27 protein-coding genes are annotated in these 25,637 nt (G+C 35.5%); 5 read left to right on the top strand and 22 right to left on the bottom strand.

The features are described 5' to 3' along the window. Positions 1-163 precede the first annotated feature (163 nt). Together ACIQXJ_RS03655 and ACIQXJ_RS03650 are read left to right on the top strand one after the other, a co-directional pair. On the top strand, positions 164-1,807 hold the full coding sequence (locus ACIQXJ_RS03655) for a pyridoxal phosphate-dependent decarboxylase family protein (RefSeq protein WP_403049754.1): 1,644 nt from the start codon (positions 164-166) through the stop codon (positions 1,805-1,807). Continuing rightward, positions 1,791-3,488 carry a methyl-accepting chemotaxis protein gene (locus ACIQXJ_RS03650; protein WP_403049751.1) on the top strand — a complete coding sequence of 566 codons (1,698 nt, stop codon included), beginning with the start codon at positions 1,791-1,793 and terminating at the stop codon, positions 3,486-3,488. The genes ACIQXJ_RS03655 and ACIQXJ_RS03650 overlap by 17 nt, the downstream gene beginning before the upstream one ends. Before the next feature lie 116 nt (positions 3,489-3,604). Here the strand turns inward: ACIQXJ_RS03650 and ACIQXJ_RS03645 are convergent, their stop codons facing one another. From ACIQXJ_RS03645 to ACIQXJ_RS03580, 14 genes are all read right to left on the bottom strand, one after another. After that, the gene (locus ACIQXJ_RS03645) at positions 3,605-4,030 is read right to left on the bottom strand and encodes a GatB/YqeY domain-containing protein (protein WP_403049748.1); all 426 of its coding nucleotides are present in this window, start codon (positions 4,028-4,030) and stop codon (positions 3,605-3,607) included. 68 nt (positions 4,031-4,098) lie between these two features. Next, entirely contained in the window at positions 4,099-4,548 is a 450-nt protein-coding gene (locus tag ACIQXJ_RS03640; protein WP_403049745.1) for a DUF7310 family coiled-coil domain-containing protein, read from the bottom strand. Between the two features lie 131 nt (positions 4,549-4,679). Continuing rightward, positions 4,680-5,690 (bottom strand): DUF1835 domain-containing protein, encoded by a 1,011-nt coding sequence (locus tag ACIQXJ_RS03635; RefSeq protein ID WP_403080840.1) that lies wholly within the window; start codon positions 5,688-5,690, stop codon positions 4,680-4,682. Positions 5,691-5,745: 55 nt separating this feature from the next. Continuing rightward, positions 5,746-6,078 carry a formate/nitrite transporter family protein gene (locus tag ACIQXJ_RS03630; RefSeq protein ID WP_403049739.1) on the bottom strand — a complete coding sequence of 111 codons (333 nt, stop codon included), beginning with the start codon at positions 6,076-6,078 and terminating at the stop codon, positions 5,746-5,748. Further along, positions 6,053-6,736: a VOC family protein gene (locus ACIQXJ_RS03625; protein WP_403049736.1), complete on the bottom strand. Its 684-nt coding sequence runs from the start codon at positions 6,734-6,736 to the stop codon at positions 6,053-6,055. The genes ACIQXJ_RS03630 and ACIQXJ_RS03625 overlap by 26 nt, the downstream gene beginning before the upstream one ends. Before the next feature lie 116 nt (positions 6,737-6,852). Continuing rightward, positions 6,853-7,191: a cupin domain-containing protein gene (locus ACIQXJ_RS03620; RefSeq protein WP_403049733.1), complete on the bottom strand. Its 339-nt coding sequence runs from the start codon at positions 7,189-7,191 to the stop codon at positions 6,853-6,855. Positions 7,192-7,275: 84 nt separating this feature from the next. Continuing rightward, the gene (locus ACIQXJ_RS03615; protein WP_403049730.1) at positions 7,276-7,485 is read right to left on the bottom strand and encodes a hypothetical protein; all 210 of its coding nucleotides are present in this window, start codon (positions 7,483-7,485) and stop codon (positions 7,276-7,278) included. Positions 7,486-7,522: 37 nt separating this feature from the next. Then, complete coding sequence (locus tag ACIQXJ_RS03610) at positions 7,523-7,990, bottom strand: tetratricopeptide repeat protein (RefSeq protein ID WP_403054815.1); 468 nt, start codon at positions 7,988-7,990, stop codon at positions 7,523-7,525. Positions 7,991-8,068: 78 nt separating this feature from the next. After that, complete coding sequence (locus ACIQXJ_RS03605; RefSeq protein ID WP_483869681.1) at positions 8,069-8,440, bottom strand: SMI1/KNR4 family protein; 372 nt, start codon at positions 8,438-8,440, stop codon at positions 8,069-8,071. A 677-nt stretch (positions 8,441-9,117) separates the two neighbouring features. Then, positions 9,118-9,315: a hypothetical protein gene (locus ACIQXJ_RS03600; protein ID WP_403049724.1), complete on the bottom strand. Its 198-nt coding sequence runs from the start codon at positions 9,313-9,315 to the stop codon at positions 9,118-9,120. Positions 9,316-9,329: 14 nt separating this feature from the next. Next, positions 9,330-9,872 (bottom strand): Pathogenicity island protein, encoded by a 543-nt coding sequence (locus tag ACIQXJ_RS03595; RefSeq protein WP_403049721.1) that lies wholly within the window; start codon positions 9,870-9,872, stop codon positions 9,330-9,332. Positions 9,873-10,179: 307 nt separating this feature from the next. Next, the gene (locus tag ACIQXJ_RS03590; RefSeq protein WP_403049718.1) at positions 10,180-10,818 is read right to left on the bottom strand and encodes a DUF2306 domain-containing protein; all 639 of its coding nucleotides are present in this window, start codon (positions 10,816-10,818) and stop codon (positions 10,180-10,182) included. Between the two features lie 223 nt (positions 10,819-11,041). Then, on the bottom strand, positions 11,042-11,431 hold the full coding sequence (locus ACIQXJ_RS03585; protein ID WP_403049715.1) for a VOC family protein: 390 nt from the start codon (positions 11,429-11,431) through the stop codon (positions 11,042-11,044). A gap of 244 nt (positions 11,432-11,675) precedes the next feature. Beyond that, positions 11,676-12,380: a hypothetical protein gene (locus tag ACIQXJ_RS03580; protein ID WP_403049712.1), complete on the bottom strand. Its 705-nt coding sequence runs from the start codon at positions 12,378-12,380 to the stop codon at positions 11,676-11,678. 189 nt (positions 12,381-12,569) lie between these two features. Between ACIQXJ_RS03580 and ACIQXJ_RS03575 the strand changes: the two genes are divergently transcribed. After that, the gene (locus ACIQXJ_RS03575; protein WP_172772122.1) at positions 12,570-12,734 is read left to right on the top strand and encodes a hypothetical protein; all 165 of its coding nucleotides are present in this window, start codon (positions 12,570-12,572) and stop codon (positions 12,732-12,734) included. Between the two features lie 226 nt (positions 12,735-12,960). On the opposite strand, the gene ACIQXJ_RS03570 is transcribed toward ACIQXJ_RS03575, so the two are convergent. From ACIQXJ_RS03570 to gpr, 5 genes are all read right to left on the bottom strand, one after another. After that, positions 12,961-13,185 (bottom strand): PepSY domain-containing protein, encoded by a 225-nt coding sequence (locus ACIQXJ_RS03570; RefSeq protein ID WP_139859978.1) that lies wholly within the window; start codon positions 13,183-13,185, stop codon positions 12,961-12,963. A 360-nt stretch (positions 13,186-13,545) separates the two neighbouring features. Then, complete coding sequence (gene lepA, locus ACIQXJ_RS03565; protein WP_403049707.1) at positions 13,546-15,372, bottom strand: translation elongation factor 4; 1,827 nt, start codon at positions 15,370-15,372, stop codon at positions 13,546-13,548. Between the two features lie 550 nt (positions 15,373-15,922). After that, a complete protein-coding gene (locus ACIQXJ_RS03560) occupies positions 15,923-17,806 on the bottom strand; it encodes an acyltransferase family protein (RefSeq protein ID WP_403049704.1) in 1,884 nt (627 codons plus the stop codon). A gap of 602 nt (positions 17,807-18,408) precedes the next feature. Further along, a complete protein-coding gene (spoIIP, locus tag ACIQXJ_RS03555; protein WP_403049701.1) occupies positions 18,409-19,251 on the bottom strand; it encodes a stage II sporulation protein P in 843 nt (280 codons plus the stop codon). Between the two features lie 51 nt (positions 19,252-19,302). Further along, positions 19,303-20,319 carry a GPR endopeptidase gene (gene gpr, locus ACIQXJ_RS03550; RefSeq protein ID WP_403049698.1) on the bottom strand — a complete coding sequence of 339 codons (1,017 nt, stop codon included), beginning with the start codon at positions 20,317-20,319 and terminating at the stop codon, positions 19,303-19,305. Between the two features lie 163 nt (positions 20,320-20,482). Between gpr and rpsT the strand changes: the two genes are divergently transcribed. After that, on the top strand, positions 20,483-20,731 hold the full coding sequence (rpsT, locus tag ACIQXJ_RS03545; RefSeq protein ID WP_172772128.1) for a 30S ribosomal protein S20: 249 nt from the start codon (positions 20,483-20,485) through the stop codon (positions 20,729-20,731). 194 nt (positions 20,732-20,925) lie between these two features. Here the strand turns inward: rpsT and ACIQXJ_RS03540 are convergent, their stop codons facing one another. Both ACIQXJ_RS03540 and holA read right to left on the bottom strand, forming a co-directional pair. Continuing rightward, the gene (locus ACIQXJ_RS03540; protein ID WP_403049695.1) at positions 20,926-21,960 is read right to left on the bottom strand and encodes an acyltransferase; all 1,035 of its coding nucleotides are present in this window, start codon (positions 21,958-21,960) and stop codon (positions 20,926-20,928) included. 57 nt (positions 21,961-22,017) lie between these two features. Continuing rightward, entirely contained in the window at positions 22,018-23,028 is a 1,011-nt protein-coding gene (gene holA, locus ACIQXJ_RS03535; protein ID WP_403049692.1) for a DNA polymerase III subunit delta, read from the bottom strand. Positions 23,029-23,197: 169 nt separating this feature from the next. Here holA and ACIQXJ_RS03530 point away from each other — a divergent pair, with 169 nt between their 5' ends. Next, positions 23,198-23,335 (top strand): YqzM family protein, encoded by a 138-nt coding sequence (locus ACIQXJ_RS03530; RefSeq protein WP_340826450.1) that lies wholly within the window; start codon positions 23,198-23,200, stop codon positions 23,333-23,335. Between the two features lie 32 nt (positions 23,336-23,367). On the opposite strand, the gene ACIQXJ_RS03525 is transcribed toward ACIQXJ_RS03530, so the two are convergent. After that, entirely contained in the window at positions 23,368-25,617 is a 2,250-nt protein-coding gene (locus tag ACIQXJ_RS03525; RefSeq protein ID WP_403049689.1) for a DNA internalization-related competence protein ComEC/Rec2, read from the bottom strand. Between the last annotated feature and the right edge of the window lie 20 nt (positions 25,618-25,637).

The raw sequence follows: 25,637 nt of genomic DNA, 5'->3' as shown, positions 1-25,637 counted from the left end.
AATATAATGAAAATATTATCTAATAATTTAAAATAGTAGAAATTTAATATCCTAGTCAAATATGAATATATTTCCCATAAGAATATGTTATTATGACTTTAGTAAATTGTACTATTATTATCTAAATAATGGTGAAATATGAACTAATAAAGGATGATGCAAAATGAAGAAAATTCAACAACTATTTCAAAGTGAAGATGGCAACAGCTTACAAAGGGAAAACTTTTTATCACTAATAGAGCAAATTGTAACTTCATTAGATCAATTAAAAGACCCAAAGAAAACAACGCTTGGACCAATGCAAGAACGTTCTGCTACTTTCTATAAAGATCTTATGCAAGAAAATCAAGTTCCTACATCAGGCGTTGGTCTTGATCAGGTCGTTCAAGACTTAACACAATTAATGCAAGGTCATCCTTATCATACACGCAACTTTGTCACAAATGTTTTACCAATGGCTAGTATCCCTGGTGTATTGGGACAGTTTACAAATGCCTTACTTAATGGCAACAATCTGTGGGATGTATATGGACCTGCAGCAGCAGAATGTGAAGTAAAAGTTATCGCAATGATGTCAAAATTAGTTGGCTATGATTTCACAGAAAGCTTCGGTTATACAACATGGGGAGGACAAGGAGCTGTTTTTAGCGGTTTACGTCTTGCCATTGCTAAACAATTCCCTCACGCTAAAGAGGAAGGTGTCCCAAATAATTTATATTGCTTTGCTTCTGAAAACGCCCACTATAGCTTATTAAAATCAATTGAAGCAGTTGGTATTGGAAGTAATCACTTAGTACGTGTAAAAGCAGGAAAAGACCAATCGATGGACATAGAAGATTTAAGAAAACGCATGACGGAAGTAATCGAGAATGGTGGTATTCCAGTTTACATCGTAGCGACTACAGGTGCCACAGATCAATTTGCTATTGATGATGTGCAGGCAATTAAGGAAGTTGCAACAACACTTGAACAAAAATACGATCTAAAACAAATACATATCCATGCTGACTCTGCTTTAGGCGGTTTTTACGCATTTTTCAATGATTATGACTTTAAGGCAAACTCACTACAATTCGAGGATAATGTATTACAAGGCTTAGAACAAATTCACCAACGTATGCAACATCTTGCAATTGCAGATAGTCTTTGCTTCGATTTCCAAAAACTTGGTCAAACACCGTATTTAACAAGCCTTTTCTTAATAAAAGAAGGGAAAAGTTTACAACTGTTAGATATTGACGATTTTGATACACCATATGTAGGCAATAGAGGCTATGGCTCATATCATACTGGTTACACTTTAGAATGTTCTCGAATGGGTAGTTCAATTGCTATTTATGCTGCATTACAAGCTTTTGGTAAAGAAGGTTATCAACAAATATTAGCTAACTATGTCCGTGTAAATTTAGCATTCCGTACACAATTAGCTGAGAAATTACCAATGCTGCAAGTAGTGAATGAAGCAAATATCGGGCCTGTAACAGCCTATAGACTATATCCAAAAGGCTTTGATTGGGCATCTGAACAAGCTGGAAACTACACACAAGATCAAATCGAATACATTAATGGCTTAAATGCTTCTTTCTTTGAGATTTTAGGTGAAGGTCGCGATGAAGTATTTTTCGGTGACACAACACGTGTCTGCACTGTTAGCGCGAGCGATACAAAACAACAAGTTCCTGTGGCAGCAGCTAAATTCTTTTCTATCTCACCGTACACAGAGACAGAACATATTAGTGATATGATTCATTTCCTACAACAAAAAGTTGTAGTATTGGAGGATTTACAAGTTGAGTATATTAAGTAAATTTAAGAGTTCTTTACTCTATAAATATATTGCAAGTTTAACAATTCCAATTGTTATTATTTCTATTATATTTAGTTTCATGTTATTTATAGTTTCTTTTAAAATCATCGATAATTTTGTTATTAAGCAATTTGAATCATCGTTAGAGGTGATTTCTAGTAACATTTTCGAGGACATCGATAAAAATAAAGTTAAAGCTGCCGATAACGGTATTAAAAATCAGTATGAAAAAATATTGAAACAATTGAATGGTACAACCAAAAAGTTTGATATTGAAAATGCATATATCCTTTCACGTGCCAATGGTAAAGAGCATATTGTTGCATTAAGTAATAGTGATAATTATCAGGCTGACTACGTTTTCGATCCAAAAATGCATGCTGCTTTAGATACTGGCCGTACTCAAGTAAGTGAAATTTATGAAGATGAATATGGTATTCATAAGTCGATTTTTATTCCATTTAACAATACTGATATACTTTTTGGCTTAGATATGGATGCTTCATTTATATCTAAGCTACAAACTCAAATTATTTGGGTTAGCATCATCATGACAATTATCTTTGTGCTATTTGGTATCGTTGTCGCTTATTTCATTAGTAAAAGTATTATTAAACCAATCAAAAATATGACAAGTTATGTTGATAAGGTTGCAAAAGGAGATTTAGCTGTTGAATCACTGCCAATCAAAGGCACGAATGAAATCGCCCAACTTTCAGATGGCATCCAAAATATGACGGCTGATTTACGTACGCTCATTCAGCAAATTGCGGAAAATGCAGAGCAAGTAGCCGCCATGTCAGAAGAATTAACTGCCAGCTCCGAGCAAACGAGCGCATCTATTCAACAAATTACATCTTCTATGCAGGAAGTGGCTGCTGGCTCAGAAAAACAAACTTCATCCATTGAAGAGGTGGAAAATCATATTACAATGATTTCGACGAAGATGTCCGATGTTGTTGATAGTGTCAATGATGTAACAACGAAGGCATTTAGCGCTTCCACTATTGCCGAAAAGGGCAATACCACAATTCAAAGTGCTACAGAAAAAATGGCGATTACATCTGAGGCGATTCATAATACTGCAGATGTTGTAAAACGCTTAAGCACTTATACAAATGAGATTGGTGATATCGTTTCACTTATAAATGAAATTACAGACCAAACCAATTTACTTGCATTAAATGCATCTATTGAAGCAGCACGTGCTGGTGAACATGGTAAAGGCTTTGCGGTTGTAGCTGAAGAGGTACGTAAATTAGCTGACCAATCACTTACAGCAACAAATAGTATTCGAACACGCATTGAAACAATCAAAGAAGAATCTGCTCAAGCAGTGAAATCAATGGCGATTAGCAGTAATAACCTTGCTGAAAGTTCTACTACTTTTAACGCTTCAGGTGAAGCCTTTGGCGATATCTATTCACACATTACAGAACTTACACAAGAAATGAACCAGGTTAACAACATCATTACGAACATGAATGAAGGAGTTAGCAATATCGCTAATTCTGTTGAGCAGGTTGGTGTTGTAGCCGTTCAAGCATCTGGAAACATTCAAAATGTCGCAGCTGCTTCCGAAGAACAATCAGCAAGCATCGAAGAAATTACCGCTTCTTCAAATAATTTAGCTGAAATGGCTCAACAACTACGAAACATCATCCAAAAATTCAATCTTTGAGTGCCACTTTGAGTGCCAGGCACTGAAACAATTCTGAATTCTTTCAAAAGAGTTCCGTGGTAGAACATAAACAAAGGATAGCCAACGCTAGCGTGGCTATCCTTTTTGTTCCTATATTAAATTAAACTTTTTACAACTTTAGAAATTACAGCACCTTCTGCTTGACCATTTAACAATGGTTTTGCAATTTTCATTGCGTCACCCATATTCATGCCTTTCGTAACACCTGCTGCTTCTAATTTTTCAGCAATTTCTGCTTCCGTTAATTGTTTAGGAAGAAATGATTTTAATAGTACTAATTTTGCTTCCTCTTTTTCAATTAAATCCGTACGATCAGCATTTTGCGCACCTTCTAAAGCTTGATTCGTTTGCTTGACTTCACGGTTAATAATAGCAATCTCCTCTGCTTGTGTTAAAGGCTCCCCTTTTTCCTTCTCCGCTAAATCTAGTGCTGATTTGACAAGTGTTAAAACACCTTTTGCCAAGACATCTTTTTCTTTCATTGCTTTTTTTAGTTGTTCAAATACTTCTGTTTTTAACATCAAGCTCACTCCTCAGTTATGGTCACGAATTGTCTATGATTATTGCACATAGTGACACCCGACACAATTTATTTTGCTTTCTTCAACTTTAACACGTCGGCCTTTGTTTCTAATATTTCAAGTATTAACACTTCCATCTTCGCATCCACTTCTTCTATTTTTTCACTAAGATCTTTTTCAACTGCGTCGGTTTTTTCTAGTAATTTTTTCTCAAGTGATTCAATTTTCTTCTCTAGTCTTGTTTCAATCGAATCTAGTCTTGTTTCAACCGAATCTAATCTTGTTTCAACCGAATCTAATCTTGTTTCAATCGCATCTAATCTTGTTTCAATCGCATCTAATCTTGTTTCAACTGAATCTAGTCTTGTTTCAATCGCATCTAATCTTGTTTCAACTGAATCTAGTCTTGTTTCTAGCGCCTCGATTTTTTGTAGAATCTCTGTTTTCACGCCTTGTACTTGTGTAGAAAGCTCCAAAATTGCTTGAAGAATCGCATTTTGATTGATTTCAGGATTCATTGTTAACTTCCTTTCTTTTAATTAATCTATTAATGCAATCTTTATATTCACTGATAAGTGCTACTAACTTGTGAGAGTCATTCTAACTCTTCTACATTATTTTATCTATGCTTTTTAATGAAGTCAAAACTTCAAGAAATTTGATTTGTCAAGAAATCATCTTGTAATTTCACTTCATAAAATCGCATTGCCTTTAAATCACCTCTATACGAAAAAACGCCTTGCTTGATTAAACTTCTTAGACGATATTCAATCCATTCGTCTCCGGTATATTGTTGCATATGTCCAATCACTTCTCCAATTAATCGTGCAGCCTTCTTATATTCCACCTTACCATCTTCATGATACATACGTTTAGCGCATTCAATAATAAAGTCATCATCTCGATTTTCATTACTGCTGTTTAGTAGCTGATTACCTGCCCATGTTCGGATGATATGGATATCGTCTGACAATATATATCTACCCTCATCACTTAGAGTTTGTCTTTCGACGTTAGATAATGGTTCCATCCCAAACTGCTCGTAAAATTTAAGAAGCGTTTCTCCATTTAATTCACCAGTTGTTCTTGGATAGTTTTCTTCCACTAAGCGCGAGGACATATTTTTTTCATGAAAAGCAGTAAACGTATCAATTACACGTACTGCATTCAATTTGCCTTCAAGCATGGCTAACACAAGTCGTAATCCTGTTTGTTCGTGCGCATTTTGACATGTCCAAATAACGATAGTCTGATGTGGTAAAATATTGTTTACGTTTTCTAAAGCATCTAACATACGTTTTCTATAATGCTCCAGTCCATCATCTTCAATTTTGTATCGTTTCTGAAACCACTCAAGTCGTGCTTCAATCCCCGACGCTTTATGTATATTTTTTACTGGCCCAATGGACAAATTATCCGGGAAGACAATAATATCCTCTGTCTTTTGATAGTCCGTATCTCGGAATGCAGCTTTTATACTTCCACCCGGTGAATCACCAAATAGGATATGTAGCGTTTGTGCATTAAATGCTTTTTCCTTATCTTCTGACATGTGCAAAATAACTTGTTTAATGTCCTCACTCGACTTGCCATTTAGTAAAGATATGAAAAGCATTGACTTTGCTTCCTCTTCACACAGCTTTTTTATTGCTTCTTTCAAACGACTAGCATCCTCCAACATTCATTGCTCCTTTCTATGACTCAATCTTTCGCGATTATTCCCTCGCGTTAACCCAATAGACAAAACCTACTACTGCACCGCCAATAATATTACCAATTGTGACAGGAACTAAATTTGCCACCGTACCACCAAGCGATACAAAATCACCGTGTGGAATAAAGAGCGCAAGGCTAAAAAGTGTCATATTGGCAATGCTATGCTCAAATCCCGATGTAATAAAGGGGAAAATATAACAAAAAATCATCGCTAATTTTGCTATTTCTGTTTTTAATTTATAAGTACACCATACAGCTAAGCAAACAAGAAGATTACTATAATAATGACAAATAATTGATGCTTTATTAAAGTTGCGATATAGCGAAATCACCCTTAGCACTTATGTATAATTGTAGATAATTATTGACTATGATATTAATAGGACTGACAATTGCTTTTTTAGTAGAGAAATACCACATGCGTTCACTTGGACCGATTAATAGATGGACACCATCCTCGTAATTCCCCATAAAAGTAAGCGCATCTGTACGTATTTCTTCATCTTTAAGGGGCGTGATACCATACTCCTTTAAACGTTCTGCGACAGTATGAATCGCATCAGTCGTTAAATTTATTTCCGCAATATTTAATACATGTTGAATGGAAAATGCCTTGTTACTAACTTTTGGGTTTATCCCCTGTCTAGCAATAAACTCTATTATATTGTCCTCTGGATCGTAAAAATAGCATGCGTACGCATCTAAAAATTTAAAATATACTTCATCTTGTTCATCTGAGCGTAATATTTCTACGCGTTCTTGCACCCATTTTTTCGCTTGCTGAAATAAATTACTTGGTATATTGAGCGCAAAATGATATTGCTTTGCTACAGAAGCATCCAATATTTCGAATTGGATGACGCTTTCCCCGGCTGCTATTTCAAAAAAATGCTCCGCTTCTTCTAACAATTCAAATCCTAATATGTCACAGTAAAACGCCTTCATTTTATGTAAATCATGCGCGTAAAGCTTCATTTTTGATATTTTCATCCTCCAGACATCCCCTTTGCATTTAATACATTTACTGTACTAAATAAATACTTGATGTACCTCATGCAAAAGAATGAACAATTTGAAAAGCAATTACGGCTTGAAAACTTCTACCACTATACGGGTATACGATCCCCTCTACTATTCGGTTGAGAAATTACCATAAATTCTACATCTTCCTGCGAATCATTACGCATTTGATGTGACTGAAGAGCGGGCACTTCAATTCCTTCATTCGCCTGCAATATAATTCGTTTTCCGTCTATTTCCATTGTTGCAGTACCCGAAAGTACAAAAAAGAATTGTTGGGCTTCAAGATGATAATGACAAACTTCAGCTGTATTGGCAGGCATTCGTTCATGAATAATACTCAATTCATTATTTTTAACTAAATGCCAACCATCACACGCATTTCCCCAATGATAATGTTCTGCATGTTCTTTACTAATTTTCAACTACAACACCCCTTCAATTTTACCTTAATGGACGGCACTATCATTTCATAAAAAAAGTCACGCGCATCATACGTGATATCACGATCATTTAACTTTTATTTTTTCGACTGTAGCAATATAAATCGATTCTTCATGCATTTTGATATATTGATACTTCGATTCCTTATAATACCCTTCATTTTTCAAATACTCTTTTAGCTCAGATTTTTTCTCAAAAACTTTTTCTTCATTCGTTTCCCCACATTCTAAGTTATCTGTTTTTTTACATATGTTCATCATAAAAAACTTCGTCATTTGTAAACCTCCTCCATTATAGTAGGATTAAATTGTTCTATTTCCATACTTTATCTAATTGATCTGCATAGAAATTAATCGCATTTTTATAACTCAGTATGTCAGCGTCTGTTGTAGTATCTGTCAGGCATTTTAATAAGAGCTCCATCGCTTTTGAATGTTCGTTTAGATTATATAAAGTCATTGCATAAAACACTTGTAATGCTTGATTCGTTGGAAATAATGCTATTCCCTCTAAAAAAACATTTTTCGATTTTTCATAATCCCCTAACGTTCTATATGTACTGCCAAGTCCTAAGAACGCTCCCTCTAAATCTGTTCCAGATAACCCTTGCTTAATGGCCTTTTCATAGTAGGGAACGGCTTGTAATTCTTCTCCTAAAACATCAAAGCTCCACGCACATTGGTAGTTAATGAATGCATCATCAGGATATTCCTCTACCATTTGTAAAAGTAATTGATTGGATTCTCGCTTCTTATTATCTGTTCGTAATTGAATGGCCATTGCTAGTTGTTCTTCGTACAATATTCTTAGCTCCTTTAGTTGATTTACTCTTTTAGTCGTACGTTAGTGCATTTCAAATTAAATTGGTAACTTTAATAAATTTCTGAACAACTTCGCAGATGGACTTTCTGGTAAAAGCTCACTTTTAGAATTTGATGTGAATGGTAGCCACTTCCAATCTTTCCCTCCCGCAAATGCAACTCTTGACCATTTCTCCAAAAAATCAATAAAGTTATCCGCAAATTTATAGCCATGCCCTTCTTCATCATCATGGCTTAAATAAACAACACAAGCATCTGGACGATTATCAGCGAGGTCAAATGCAAAATAATCTCCATTGCCTACCTCATAAAAGGCTAATGTATGATGCCGCACTTTGTCATACTCATTATTTAGATTTGAAAAAAACTTCTGTAACCCATCATTTTTATCATCATTCAGCTCTTTCAATAATCCTAAATCCCAGTGGAGCCTCCCGCTAAACATTCCATCCAATTCACCAGCTAATTGATAATCATCGGGAAAAACCAATGAAAGTTACATGTGGATGAAAACTCTAATAGCACTTTGTTATAACTCTCAGGCAGCTGGAAAACTAATTGGTTTTCACATTGTCCAATTTGTTATGGCGATGCAGCCGCCTCAATCTTTACTATCGATACGTCTCCACCGATTGCATTCATTCGTTCGACTATATTGGGAATGCGATGCTCCAATATACGATAATTCCCCCTTTTCTTAAGAATACACTAGATGTAAGTTCAATAAATATAAATTTCCAATTTTTATAATTATTTTCAGCCATAAAAAAAGACCAGCTTCACTCTATTTTGTGCAACCGGCCATTGTAATATCTTATCTTAATATGTTGTCTTATTAATTTGTCTAATCTGATAGACGACACCTATAATTAAATTTGCTATAAATAGGAAATTTAACGGATTAAAAATAAGCCAGATTAAATTAAATTCTAGTGCAATTTGTAAGAAAATCGATAAAATCCAAATGACAAAACTACTTAATATCATTGGTATACTATACCAATCACGCATTTCCAAAAGACATCACCCCATCACTTAAAACTTGAAGTAGCTAGAGCGAATAGCTAAATGTCCACCAGTCCTTGTTCATTGCGTTGTCTTTTTATTTTGTTTAATCTGATAAAAAACACCAAAAATTAAATTAAACAGAAAAAGTGGATTTAACGGATTGAAGAGTAAATCGATTACTTCACTACCTAACGCCAACTGTAAAAAGCTCCATAATATCCAAATAACGACTTGACTTATTATCATCGGAATACTAAACCAATCACGTAATTCCATTTGCCATCACCCCATTAATCAAAACAAGATTCAGAAGCACCTGTCATTCCGCCTCCAATTGCACCAATTATTGCACCCCCAACACCACCAGCAAGTGTCCCTAATCCTGGAATAAGAGAACCTGCAGTAGCTCCAGAGGCGCCTCCAATGACAGCTCCAGAATAATATCCACCTAATATTCCTAAAGCACATTTCCAATTTGACTTTTTCGATCTGCCCAATGACATTATTTCATCTTTGTGTAATTCAACAATTAAACCGAGGTTTGTTTGTTTATAAACCAATTGTACATAATCATTATTTTTATCAAATGCATAAGTAGGTAGAACTTCTGATTTTTCACTATTAGATAGTGTTACTTCACCATTCTCATTAAATGAAATATCAACATTTTCATTTATAATTTCAATTTGTAACATACTATCATTTAACTTAATAATATCAACATCAAATTTTTTGGCATTTGTCTCTATTTCATCAGACGAAATCGATTGATTAGTCGTATAAACATTTGAAAAAACGCTTATTTCTGAAGCTGATACTTGGACATTGGACAAAGAGAACATTGCAAATGTTATAGATGCTACTAATATTATTCGTTTAAATTTCAGAATGAACCTCCTTATTTATTTGAGTAAATTATTTGAATAGCTATAGCTAAACTACCTCAATTTAATAATAATTTATCATTGAGAACATTTCTCAATCAATAGTAAAATGACTTTACTTTTTTATAAAATTCAGACATTTTTTTAATAAAAATTTTAGTATTATGTAAAAAATATTATATATTAATTCTCCCCTTATATTTTTCTACAAGAACATATAAAAAACCACCCAAAATGAAGTGGTTTTAATCCTAACTTATTTAACTATAACGCCTCTTTCATGACGTGACCGCCCAATAATCCATTGAGCTATAATGAGATTAGGCACCCAACATAACCATGAAATGATTGGATAGCTAATCATAAAATTTTCAAAACCAAATAATACCGTAAAGACTAAAAGCCAAATTCTCAATGTTACAGCTGCGAAAGTTAACGAATAATTGCGTATCATCCATTTTTGATGATCATGAATTTTTTGTTTTTTAATTTTGACAACTGCTTGATATCCAGTGATCATCCATAATATAGATAGTGCACTAAAACCGAGCTGTGATACGAATCCCCCAGTAGCATAAATGGCTAAATAAAGTCCTGAAACACTCCCGAATAATACGCCTATCATATAGATTTTCCCTAAAATTCGATGTCGCTCTATATTGTTTTCTCTAAACTTTGAGAATAATGTAAAGGGACCTATAACTAATGCCAGTACACTAAATATAATATGAAAATAAAGCATGGTATACCAAAGCGAATCTAATGTATCAATAAACATAAGTTTCATACTAACAAATCCTGCTTGATGTGCATCCAATATCAAATATTGAACAATGGAATAACTAGCAATACCAATAGCTAAGCAACAAAAAATAAGCCAAGTTTTTTTATTCATTTTGCGGTCCCCTAAGATTAATTAAATTTATCAAAGAAATTTTCGTTCCTTATTCCATAATGTAACATTAAGTTTTAACAGATTTGATTTTCACAAGATAAGTGGTAAAAAAATTTGTATAAGAGGTCCTTAATTATCAATATCATTTATTGCTCTATACGCGATTTATATCGTAAGTCAGAATGGATAGTCATTACAAACCGCCCAGCATACTAAAACTTGGTTAAGTTGTCTCTTTACAAATCATCAGTAAATTACCATCGGGATCTTTAATAACAAAATAAAAATTATCCTCAATTTCTGTTACAAGTTCAACATCATTTTCTTTCATAAATTGATAGGAAGCATTGATATCATTTGTTATAAACTGTATAGAAGGAGCTTGATAAGTTGAAATATCCCCATCTTCAGTTCTCCACTTAGGCATTGTATCTAACATTAAACCTGCCGTTCCCTTCATTGGTGCTGTATATATATGCCCGAAAAATATTTCTCCTCCTTCTATTCCAAGTATTTTACTGTACCATTCTTTTGCTTTTTCAAGATCACGTACCGGTACAAATACACCGCCAATTTGGTTTTTAATCGGTGTTTTTTTTATTGGTATGGTCACAATATCTTGCCTCCCTACAATTATTTAATATAAGATAACAATTTCGACATTTACTAATATTAACCTTTTTTGTTTGAAAATTTAAATTCAATAAAATAACTGCGAAGCTAACTGAATAATAAAAACCCAGGCTCAAAATTGCTTGAGAACCTGGGCTATTTTAATTCTAAATTGACGCTAAGACTATAGAGGTTACATCCTTCGTCTAACTTCAGCACAGCTTTATTAAGCTTAATCATGCTCATTATTGATTATCCGTTTTTGAATCCTTAAGCTTTTCGTCTTCATTCATAGAAGCTAAAAAATTTTCATCATTTAGTTCATTATCATCAGTATTCTGAATTTCTTCAGCAACTTGTTCTTGAACAGTTTGAATTCGATTCTCTACATCCGAAAGTTTTTCATATTTACTATCAATAAAAATACCTCGGTCGGCATCCATCTCTAATTCACTGGAAAGGCGATTTTGCTCACGTCCTAATGAATTCTTTGTCAACTCAAGTGTTTTCACTTGTTCTAGTGAAACCGATTTTTCTAAAAGATTTTCCATTGAGTTGGATGGCTTTTCGTTTTTCAAATCCTGTTCATTTTGGTTTGTCGTTTTCTTTTGCTCATCCGTTTGCTGTTCAGCTATTTGCGCATCAATATCAGCTATTTGCTTTTCAAAATCTTTTAGTTGTTCTTTAATAGATGATAAGTCGCCGCCACTTTCTAACGTACGTTCACTCAGGTCACTTTTCATCTTTTGAATATTCTCACGTTGTTTCATTAAACTTTCGATAAGACTTGTTTTAGCTTGCTGCCCTTTAAACAAATTACGAGCTTGTTGTCCAATTGTTAATGTATCTTTATGTACTATAAGATTTTGCTGAACCAATTTAGGCTTAATTGCTGATCCATTTGACAACTTCATGAAATTAGAAGAATTTACTTCATTCGTAAGTTTCATATTACATCACCTCTTGTTTATATATCGACCATTTATTGGCATTTTAAAGTGAAGAATCGTTAACTCTTCGATATGGCTCTTTCATTGCAAATAAAAAAACCAGCTCCGCTATAGTTGTAAGTATGAAGTCGAAATAAACAAGGATATTTTATTGAGAAAAGTTAAATAATATCTTTAGGAGGTGTTGAAATGAAAAGGGATAAGAAAGATACAGAATTTGCAACAGACGAGCCAACAAAACAATCAAATATAAAAAAACCTAATGAGCGTGTCGGACATACTGAAACTGCTCGCCCACAAAATCAAGAAGACCTTATAATTAATGAGAAGAAAAGTAAATCAACCTCATTATAATATAAGATTAATTAGGTTTTATTTATTTTGACCACCCATATTTGAAGTGAACCCAAAAAGTTAGACACTTTATACTTTTGTAAGTAAAGTAATTGTCTAGTGTAAACTTAACCATATTAAACGCACCTCAATTGTTAGATTGTGTCTAACAATTGAGGTGCAGTTCATTTCGGAGTCATTTTTTATTGTTTATTCAGCTAAGTAAGTCCTGTCCTTTTATTTTTAATTAATCATAATCATTCTCTTCTTCAATTTTTCGAACTACACCTGTCTTTGCATTTACTTCTACTTCATAAATCTTATTTTGAGCAGTTAATATGAATATTTCATACACTAAAGTGCCGTTTTCCATATCCATACCATAATGAATGATCTGGCCAGGTACTCTTTGCACAGCAATCTGCATTGCCTGCTGGGGAGTAATTCTCTGATTATATGAAGGCATTACCATATTTTATCCTCCTCTTTTTGCATACATGCTCCTATAGTATGCAAAAACAAGGAAAACTGTTATCACTTATCATTTACTACCTCTCTGCTGAATTGGTGTCATATAAACCAATCAATGGTCAGTTGTACCATTTTATAAATCCTGAAATAATACCGTCCTTAACAGTGTGCGCAATAAAGCTTCTGTTTCAGTTCTCATAACTGGTTCAAATCAATACCTCTCATAAGGCTCATCTCCTATTTTTGAATAAGAAAAGCCCTCCACAGAAATGTGAAAGGCTTTTCTAACTCAGATATATTTATTCGTTAGTTACCATTGAACCCTAAAATAAATACGTTACAAACTCTTACCACTACTGAATTACTTCGAATCATCCATCTTCAGTACAGCCATGAACGCTTCTTGTGGTACTTCGACTGAACCGACTTGTTTCATACGTTTTTTACCTTCTTTTTGTTTATCAAGAAGTTTACGTTTACGGGAAATATCTCCCCCGTAACATTTTGCTAAAACGTTTTTACGCATCGCTTTAATCGTTGAACGAGCTACAATTTTTTGACCAATTGCTGCTTGAATTGGCACTTCGAATTGTTGACGTGGAATTAATTCTTTTAGTTTTTCTACAATTACTTTCCCACGCTCGTAAGCAAAGTCACGGTGAACGATAAAGCTTAGTGCATCAACTTGCTCAGCATTTAATAGGATATCCATCTTCACTAGTTTTGAAGGCTGATAACCGATAAGCTCATAGTCAAATGATGCGTAGCCTTTCGTATTTGATTTTAAATAATCGAAAAAGTCATAAACGATTTCAGATAATGGCATTTCATAAATGATGCTGACACGTGAAGTATCAATATAATCCATCGTCATGAAATTACCACGTTTAATTTGGCAAAGCTCCATTACTGCACCAACATAATCGTTTGGTACCATAATCGTCGCTTTAACATATGGTTCTTCTACACGATCAATTTTTTGTGGGTCTGGCATGAATGATGGGTTGTCAACTTTAAGTGACGAACCATCTGTCATGTAAACATCGTATATTACTGATGGTGCTGTTGTAATTAAATCAATGTTAAATTCACGTTCAATACGTTCCTGAATGATTTCCATATGAAGTAGTCCTAAGAAGCCGCAACGGAAACCGAAGCCAAGCGCTTGCGATGTTTCAGGTTCATATTGTAATGCCGAGTCGTTCAGTTCTAATTTTTCTAATGCATCACGTAAATCATTATATTTGGCAGTATCGATTGGGTATAAGCCACAGTACACCATCGGATTTAAACGACGATAACCTGCTAATGGCTCTGTCGCTGGACGATTAGCAAATGTTACAGTATCACCAACTCGAGTATCACCAACGTTTTTAATAGACGCTGTTAAGTAGCCAACATCACCAACCGTTAGCTCCTCTTGCGGTACACTTTTCGGAGTATGTACGCCGACTTCAATTACATCAAATTCAGCACCTGTCGCCATCATGCGAATTTTATCGCCCGGTTTAACAGTACCACTCATAATTCGAATAGAAATGATAACACCTTTATAGGCATCATAGACAGAGTCAAAAATAAGTGCTTGTAATGGTGCATCTGGATCACCTGTTGGTGCAGGAACCTTTTCAACAATTTGCTCTAAAATATCTTCAATTCCGATACCAGCTTTTGCAGATGCTAATACCGCTTCAGAAGCATCTAAACCGATTACGTCTTCGACTTCTTGACGGACACGCTCTGGATCTGCCGCAGGTAAGTCAATTTTATTAATAACTGGTAAGATTTCTAGGTCGTTATCAAGTGCTAGGTAAACGTTAGCCAGCGTTTGCGCTTCGATGCCTTGTGCTGCATCCACAACTAAAATAGCGCCCTCACAAGCAGCTAAACTACGTGATACTTCATATGTGAAATCGACATGTCCTGGTGTGTCGATTAAATGGAATGTATACACTTCGCCATTTTTGGCTTCATATTTTAATTGGACTGCATTTAACTTAATTGTTATGCCTCGCTCACGCTCTAAATCCATTGAGTCGAGTAGCTGTGCTTTCATTTCACGGGATGTCAATGACTTCGTTTGCTCTAAAATACGGTCAGCAAGCGTTGATTTCCCGTGGTCAATATGTGCAATAATAGAGAAATTTCGAATATTCTCTTGTCTTTTTAATCGTGCTTCTCGGTTCATCTCTTCCACTCCTAATTAAACTATAATGAATTATACTATGAACCATATACAAACCACAACATTAGAACGGCATAAATGCTGTTAAATCAATGGTTACTCTTATTTATGTTTGTTATTTTCTGCAAATCAATGCATAATAAAGCACCATATTGAGGCAATTAAGCTAAAAATGGCTCTCTATAAGGAGCACAAAAAATATGGCGAGTGTGTGTACAACATTGGTCATTGTCATTTATGTTTTGGAAACGTGATGTCTATGCAAAAATGTCATTTTCGCACGCATATACTTGTGAGTGAGTAGACACTATCAAAAAAAGCACCTGCATTTTTTTTGCAGATGCTTTCTAAGCCTACCCTTTATTTTGTAACTATTCGCTTACTTTAGTGAGTGGAAAATGTATGCAAAAATCTCTATGATTTTATATTTAAAACAAAAGAGAGACCAGCAACTAATTTTAAGCTGCTGGTCTCTTTGTATCTTATCATTACCTGAAAGTTATTCTACATCAACGTTGAAGTAGATAAATGGAGGCTAAATTGGTAGTTTACATTAAACATTATTCATATGAGCATCGATTGCTTGCTGAATAAGGTTAGATAAAGCTTCTACCCCTTTTGGTTCTAAATGTACGCCGTCCGGAGCAAAATACTCTGGATGGTTAAGCGCTGTTGAATGCCAATCAATTAATGTAATATTGTTATACTCATGCGCTTTATTTGCTAAAGCATTATTGACTTTTGTTTCCCATGGACGTGGTACACGTGTATTCACTAAGTATATTTGAGCTTGTGAGAACGCGCCAAGGAGCGTATCAATCTGGTCATTTGTAAAATAACCATTTGTGCCTAGTTGTATAATGACCGCTTTATCTGGTTGATTAAAGCGATTGTAACTAGGAACCAATTTAACTGCTTGTGAAACTTGTCTCCCGATTTTCCCATCGATTGTAATGTTAGGGTATAGCGTATGTAAACGCGTAGCAATATCAATCATAACCGAATCCCCGATAGCTAATAGTTCTTTATATGGTTCATTCATAGGATTTTCACTCGGCTTGTCTTTTTCTGCTTGAGACGTTTCGTCGTTATTTTCCACAGACGTTCCTACGTCTTCCTCGTTCTTATTTTTTTCTTGCGTATCTTTAGCAGAATGCTGTTCTTCACCATTTATTTTAATATTTGTAGGGTAATTCTCCTTTATATCCTGTTGTGCTTCCCCTAGTACCCCTGTCATGCCAGTAAAAAACACTAAAATGAATAGCGGAATAACAGCAGTTGCTATTTTTCTTGCAATCGAAAAATTTTGCCACTTGCTCGGATTGATGACCAAATATTTACGGAAATATGTTCGGAATCCTTGTTTACGAATCGGCATTTCAATAAAACGATACGATAATTCTGCGACGATTAATATAAATACAAGCTGTAAAGCGACACGCCAATATACTGGATTTCCTATTTCATGAACAGGAGTAGTTAGCACTATAATTGGGTAATGCCAAAGATAAATTCCATATGATCTAGAACCAATCCAGCAAAGTGGTTTCCATGAGAGTAGTTTCCCTAAGAAACTAGCTGGATGACAAACACAGGCAATTAATAATGCAGCATTAATACAAAATAGGAACATGCCGCCTCTATATAAAAATGCTTGGTATTCATCTACATACAAAATACAGGCAATAAAAATAATAAAGGTGATTACGCCAATACTATTGAGCTCATAAACATGCTTTGCAGAAAGTTTTTTAGTAGAAAGTCTTTTCATCGGCCAGACGAAGGCAAGCCAACAACCGATTAGTAATTCAAATGAACGTGTATCTGTTCCATAATAAATACGGCTTGGATCAGCTCCAGGCTGAAATAGGATAGCCATAAGTAATGCTGAACAAATTGCGCCAATAAAAATAATGTTAGAAAATTTACTTTGTTTTTTAAATATAGACAATCCAATGATTAATACGATTGGCCAAATAACATAAAATTGTTCCTCAATTGCTAAAGACCATAAATTTTTCAAAGGGGAAGGCGACCCAAAACTATCAAAATAAGATAGTTTGTGATAAATAAACCACCAATTACTAGAATAAAAAATTGAGGATAGGGCATCTCCTCGCAAAGTATTTAAAAGCTCTTTATGAAATAACATCACCCACACGAAAGTGGTCATTATCATGACATATGCAGCAGGTACTAGGCGTCGAAAGCGTCCAATCCAAAATTTACGCAAATTGATTGTTAGTTGCTCACCTTGCATCGGTAAAATCGTTGAGGTGATTAAGTAACCTGATAATACAAAAAATATATCAACTCCGAGGAATCCTCCACTGGCCCATCGAAAGTTAAAATGATAAGCAATTACAGCTAGTACTGCTAATGCTCTAATCCCATCTAATCCCGGGATGTAACGATGATTCAATGTCTTGCCTAACATACTGTTTCCTCCAATAAATGTAAAACCCTTTTAACATTATTTAGTTTTAAAAATAGTTCGTATTATGCCTAGCCTCTGCCCCTTTTCTATCATTTCCATTGCTATTATTAAAGACGAATGAGCTACCTAAAAAGGTTAACCATTTTCTAAAACAAAAAAAATTTTCACTGAGAATTTTTTTATCTCCGTGATTTGTATAAATACCAAAAAAACTACAAATGTATGTATAAAATACTTTACTTTTACATTAAAATTCGTAATATTAACCAACGAAAAAAAGCATCTGCCCATAATGGTAGATGCTTTTGAAGCGGTTTTTCCATTGATGTACACCATCGAAAAAATTGCCCGATTCAATAAGGCGTATGAGCTGACTTGAAAAGTATAATGCAAGGTAAAAACAATTGAAAGACCTCTGAAACAAAAAAATTTAGGTAATTTTTTCAATAGTCAACCTCACTTACCATTCATTCCCCTACATGGATTACATCAACTCATTTTCATAACAGTGACAACGACGAAGATCGCATGGATATGATTATTTCATTATAAACTAGCTATCTCGAATATTTTTAAAATAAAGAATGACAAGACGCTCACTTTTAACTTTTTGACTCAGTCACAAAGCTTTTAGCAATTGCTTTTCCAATTACTGCAATTGTACGATTTAATTCTTCTTCTGTATTATCTATTCCACCTAATTCAATTATAATCATTTCTTTGGCTAAATCTTGATTGTAACGACCATCTACATTGTCACCACTTTTAGATATAACCCCTCTTGAAACCTTTGGCACAATTTCATTCATAGCAGCAGAAAGACTTTCTGCATAAGCAGTATTCCACCTGTAATTTTTATGTTCTGCCCCCACAACAATGGCTATACGTGCGTAACTTTCATTGTTATGTGTAATAGTTGTCGTATCACGCTTGGCAGAGTCTCGATGCAAATCAATCACTAAATTATAAGATTGTTCCTGTAAACGATTTGCTAAATATGGACGTACTGTGTTGTAAGCTTGTGGGAAAGTTTTGCCTTCAGCTTTCATTACTTTCATGACATCAACATCTAATACATCTGTCTGTATACCGTTCATGCTAAAATGCTTGGCAACCGCACCTTGTAAATTATAAATATTTGTCTTCTCATCATAAACGTCTGCTTTCCCGCTTACCGCTTTCACCATTGGTTGATAGGCTTCTTGTGAATGCGTAAATAACAATAATACTTTAAAAGGATCCTGTTCTTCCGTCTGCTCTTTTGTCAACTCTAGTGCTGTTTGTTCAGGCAAATTAGTAGCGGCAAACACGACTTGTTTATCCTCTGGTTGCTTGATCGGAGTCGATGCTTGCTTGTTGAACGGAAGTTGCCCAGCAATGACTGGTAATACGAAAAAGAACAATAATAGACCAATTGACCATTGTAGTTTTTTTAGCAAAGTCACACCCTCCTCCCCTTATCGTATGGAGGGGATGTGTCTTTTAGAACGATGTTTTTATAGATCGTTTGCCCAATTCATAAGCATAGTTGAAATGATTGTTGCATACTTATCTATCCAATAATCTGCTTCTTTTGGTGTAACCATTAACTGCGCATGGGAAGCGGCAAATGTCTCTTCAAAAAGCTGTTGACGCTCCTCTTTTGTCCATGTTGCCCATTCACCAAAAATCGGTGTCACAAGGGACATATCAAGTTCTTTATTAATGTCTGGTCGCCAAGAAGATAAGGATAATTTAGAAGAAGGCTTTCCACGTTCCGCAACACGCGCAGCAATAGAGCGTAGCATCACCTCTACTGCATCAGCAATTAAAACTGGCGCGTCAACGACTGTTGGAATTCCGATAGCAGTAACCGGGATACCGAGCATCTCATAAGAAATTTCCTTGCGCTGATTGCCAACACCTGATCCAGGGTGAATACCTGTATCTGTAAGTTGAATTGTTTTACATAATCGATCACTGGCTCTCGTTGCGAGTGCATCTACTACTACGATTAATTTTGGTTGCAGGCGCTCTGCTAATGCTGCTACAAATTCACCTGTTTCATATCCTGTTTGTCCTGTTACCCCAGGTGCATACATGACAAATTTGTCATCGATTTGCTCTAGACTATGCAAGTGATCAATAACATAAGGTCCAATGGCATCTGGCGTAATCGTTCTATTGCCAAGACCTATAATTAATATTTTGTCATCTTCCTTCCAGGAAATTGATTCATGCATTGTTTTAAAATTTTCCAACAATGCTTTCTCAAGCTGTTCGAATCCATCTTCATCCTCTAAAGTAAGCGTTGGGACGGAAAGGGTTATATATTTCCCTTCCTTTTTGCCTATTTGTTTTCCACCCTCAGCATTTACTTGGACATCGGTAATTTTCACACGCCCAGCTGTTTTGTCTTCAATTTGAACCCCACTTGAATGTTCAAGTGTATCTTTTTGTTCCTTCGTTTGATGTAAAACTACCTCTTCAGATTCATCAATTAAATCAGTACGCTGCCAATTTAAGTTTTGCATTCAGTTCACCTCAATTTGTAGTTTGTTCAAACTGTCAAGTAAATATTCTTTGCATTTATCTATTGCAATTTAGCCTAGCGTTTGTTAAAATGATTTTTGTTGTATTGACACAAGAAATCAATGAGAAGATATCATCTCGTACCTATTTTAGGAGGTGAAAGATATGCCAAACATTAAATCTGCGATTAAACGCGTAAAAGTTAACGAAAAAGCTAACGCTGCTAACACTCAAGCTAAATCTGCAATGCGTACTACAGTGAAAAAAGCTGAAAACGCTGTTGCTGCAAACGCTGAAAACGCACAAGAACTTTTACAAGCAGCTTACAAATCTTTAGATAAAGCAGCTTCAAAAGGACTTATCCACAAAAACGCGGCGGCTCGTAAAAAGTCTCGCCTAGCTAAAAAAGCGTAAGTGTTTATTAAGGATCAGTTTACTCTTAGGAGGAACTGGTCTTTTTTCATTTCTAATTTTTTTTATCAGTAATAATCTACAAATAAAATCCGCCTTGCTACTGCGAGATAAGTAAAAACACGAGACATTCGTGTCTTACTCCGCGCTAATAAGCAAAGCGGATTTTTAATCGTTTATGTGTTCGATTTTTTCTACTAAATCAACCTTTTTAACAATGGTATTTTCTGTATAACCCGCACGATAATTGTAGAAAGCACTAAAATGATTACTACTTGTAACGGAATCGCCATAAGTGGCTTTACAAAAAGCTCATTTCCTTCAAAAAAGTACGGACGGACTTTATCTAAAATCATCGCATGTACTAAGTAAACACCAAAGCTTGTTTGTCCAATTAGCTTGACTATCCTACTTGTTTCATAGCCTCCGCTTGCTACTTTTTGATTAACCCAATATTTTACAAAAACAAAAAGTGCAACACTCATCGCAATAACATTAGGGCTGGAATACGAAAATGCATAGCCTGAAAATTGTCCTTGCTGCTCTGTCAACACATTTGTGCTCCAAATCGTTTCAAGCGCACCAATTATCCCTAACATGTAAATTCCGACACGCCATTTTTTCGATAGCTCAAATTTCGCTAAATAGTAGCCTAGTAAAAAGAAGCCGATGTACTCACTTAAAGGGAAAAACAATGTAAATTCATTACTCACGATATATGAATAATAACGGAATACCCCATAAAATAACATCCACAGAACAATCACATAGCCTATCATTTGTTTGGAGGCATGATTAACGAAAATATTAAAAACTGGCGCTAGTAGATAAATACCGATAAGCGCATAAAAATACCACAAATGATAGTATATCTGATCATTAAAAAACATGATTAGAAATTCTTTTAACGAATACCCTGGATTCCACATATATGTTGCCCATGCATAATAAATAATCGACCAAGCAATGAAAGGTAGTAAAATTTTATTGGCACGCTTTTTAAAAAAGGTGCTTAAAGATTCTTCCTTTCGTCCAAGTAAAAGTGCCCCACTAATCATTAAAAAAATGGGTACACACCATCGTGACAAAGCATTGAACACAATGCCTGTTTGCCAATCAAAACTAGATAGTTTGTCATAAAGTACGACATAAGGAGTCGCAGCATGTAAAAATAGTACGCCTATAATTGCAATAGCACGTAGGCTATCCATGTACTGAATTCGTGTTTGCACGTTCAAAAACCCCCCACGACATTATACAACCATTCATGCCCAACTAGTAAATATTTTTTACAGTTTGCGCAGTAAAAATAGTTCTAAATAACGCTCGCGGTTTCCACCAGCTGTTTTTAATTGTAAATCGACCTCAGCCAATTGGTACAAAGCCTTCAATAAGCTCTCGTCAGATGGACGGTTGCGTTGTTCGACCATTAGCTTTACACGATAAGGGTGGATTTTTAAATTTTTTGCAATTTGCTGTGGATGGTAGCCTTTTTTCAGCAAGTAAAAAACATTCGACATCGTACGCACATTTGAGGCAAGAAGACCGACAAGCATAATTGGCTCCTGTTTTTGTCGTAATAAATCATGGTAAATTGTTAATGCTGCTACTGGGTCATGTGCCAAATACGCGTTTAACATTTTAAAGGCATCTTGTTCTAGTGTTTTCGCTACTAAATCCTCCACTAGCATCGTTGTAATTTCTCCACCATCGCCTACGTATAATGCAAGTTTTTCTATTTCCATTTGAAGTTGTAGCATATTCGATCCAACCATTGAGACAAGCTGCTCAATAGCACTTTGAGTAATTGTATTACCCTGCGCTTTTACAAGCCCTTGAATCCACACTGCTAAATCTTGTTCTTTCGGTGTTTCTGCTTGGACGATAAACGCATGCTCTTTCATCATTTTTGTCACTTTTTTTCGTTCATCCAGCTTTTCATACGGGGCAATGAAAACCGTAACCGAAAAATCTGAAGGGTTTGCAAGCCATGACTCTAAACGTTTAACATCGTGATCTATTTTTTCCTTACCTTTTTCAGTTGCCTTTAAAAACGACGCATTTTTAGCAATTACAAGCTTCCGTTCTGAAAAAAATGGGATTGTATCCGCCTCATCTATAACGACATCAACCGGCAACTCTTCCAAATCAAAAGTGCTCATTTCAATCTCTTCTTCATTTCCTAGTGCTTCCTTTAAACGTTTTACAGTTTCATCTATAAAATAGCTTTCTTCACCAATAATCAAATACACTGGCGAAAGCTCACCTTTTTTTATTTTGTTCCAAACCGTTGAAATCATAATATTTTTACCTCCATATAGCAATACTACTAGTATACATGATTTAGTTTCGGTTGTGACCTTGAGCTAAATTGTGTCCATTCCTTGCCACAGTTGGGAATTCATCTTTTCGATATAGCTTTTATGAAAACGATGTCTTATAATTAGTAACAGAATTGGAGGGATGACAATGAATCCATTTGAAGGTAATAATATACAATGCAAACGTAACGATGCTATCGATTCAGGCGTTGGTTTCGGCGTATCATTTGGGGTCTTCACTATTATGTTCATCATCGCAGTAATAGTAGACTACGCAAGCATGTAATCTACCTCTTATAGCAATGGAAAAGACCTTGTTCAGTTTCGGACAAGGTCTTTTTCTGTACGAACAATCCATTTATCACGATAAATAGTGACTTCGATTGTGCCATCTATACTGGTCGTTTTTGTCGCTAATCGACGCTTCTTAAAACGCTCGACTACAATGTCATGTGGGTGTTGGTAGCGATTATTACGTCCTGCACTAAAAACTGTTAATGCAGGCTGTAGAAGCTCTACAAATGGCTCTATACTTGATGTTTTACTACCGTGATGACCTGCTTTTAAAAGCGTAATGTTTGCTAGTTGTTGGCCATATAGCTTTATCAGCTGACGTTCTCCAGCTTCTTCTAAATCACCAGTTAACAATGCACGAAACGATTGCTGCTGTATAAATAATACAATGGAATCGTCATTGCCTTCATAATGCGTATCGCGGGGTGATAAATAGTGAAAGCTTGTAGAACCTACATGCCATGATGTACCTTCCATCTTTTCCTTCACTGGTACTTTTTGTTTCGTTGCTTCCGCTAATAAATCTTGCATCGCAGGTGTATTTAATGAGCCTGGTGTTACATGAATTTCACGCATCGTTATCTCCTCAAGCACTTCTTCTGCTCCCTCTACATGGTCGGCATCTGGATGGGTCAAAATCAATATATCCACCTCCCGAATACCCTTTCCTTTTAAAAACGGTACAACAACCTGTCTACCAACCTCATAGGGGCTGTTTGAGACCTTCCAAGGCTCTTGCCTAAACCGAAGTACACCGCCTGCATCAACCACGTATACGGCCCTTCTAAACGGCAATTCAATGATTGTACAATCACCCTGACCTACATTCAAAAACGTAATCTTTGTTTCCTTATATAATATAGGCGCAAGATGTATACAAAAAGCAGGAATAAGAAGGACAATGGCTACTTTGCTATAGTGCTTCGCTTCTAAAAAATATAAACTAAAAAGCACGCTGACAAAAGCTATGCATATTAGCCATAAGGCAGGTTTCCCCGGCGACCATAGTTGTAATGGCAAAGCTTGTAAAAATAGAATTGCCTCCGTTAGCCAATTACGCATTGGCTCATATACGTTAAATAATAGCTTTGCTAAAGGCATTGAGAGAAATGTGGCGATAACCATTAAAATATTTATTGGTAAGATTATAAATGAGAATAATGGTACAAAGATAATATTCGCTAAAAACGAAGATATGGATAGTTCATAAAAATGATGAAGTAATAGCGGATAAACAAGTAGTTGGCATACAAACGTGATTAAAAATGATTTTTGTAACCAATTCCTGTCTTGAAAGATACCCCTCGAGTATATAAGACTAGCTGTTGCTAAATAGGATAGCTGAAAGCCAATTTGAAAAATAACACCTGGCTCTAGTAAGACAAAGCAAATAAAGCTGATGGCTAGTGCATCATCAACTGACAAATGCCACCTCGTAAAGCGCAGTAACATGATCAGTTCCACAATAGAAACTGCACGGATTACTGAAGGTGCTCCACCCGCTATGACACCATAAACAGGTAACAAGATGAGCAAGACAATTATGGCCATTTCTTTGCGAATCCCCAAGCGTAATAACCCCTCATAAAACAACCATGATACAAGCGCTACATGTAAGCCGGAAATCGCAAATAAATGCGTAATGCCGAGCTTTTGATATGCTCGTTGGAGCTCATCATCCATATCTCGCAAACCAATAAGCAGTGCCTGTGCCTCTGCGATAAGCGATGGTGGAAAGGAAGTCTCAATATGCTTTTTCAGGTGAAATCTGTACTTCGCAAGAACAGAGCTAATGGTTTTTTTCTCCGTCATCAACGTCCAACTCTTCACTTCAAATATGCCCCTTGCACCTTTGCTCACTAAATATTTCTCAAAGGAAAAAGCGTAAGTATGTGCAGGGGGATTTGGTGCTACAAGTTCTCCTTGAACGACATAGGTAAAGCCTGTAATTGATGTAGTTTCATAAAAATGCTTTTCGAGCTCAGAGGATAACGTATACATGACATAAAGTTTTTCACCTGTTTCCGTTCTCGTAAATCCACTAAGCAGTTGTCCATTAATTTTATAATCGCTCGTCCATGTTAATTGAAAAGTTGACGGTAAAGGGGAAGGTTCCGTCAATCGAATAGTTGTAATAAAGAAGAAAGAAAGAAGTCCAGCACTTACTACGAGTGCGGAGATGATAAATGTTTCGCCTTTTAAAGTAAGCCAAGTTGCTACTATTAGTAAACTAGCAAGTAGCCAAGCTGACTTGTGTGCTGCTAGTGAGGCCACAAGTACAGCAAGTGCTACAT

This window comes from Lysinibacillus sp. NPDC097868, assembly GCF_044761135.1.
Classification (GTDB): Bacteria; Bacillota; Bacilli; order Bacillales_A; family Planococcaceae; genus Lysinibacillus.
The sequence above is the reverse complement of the archived record's forward strand: the minus strand, read 5'-3'. Positions and strand labels throughout refer to the sequence as shown.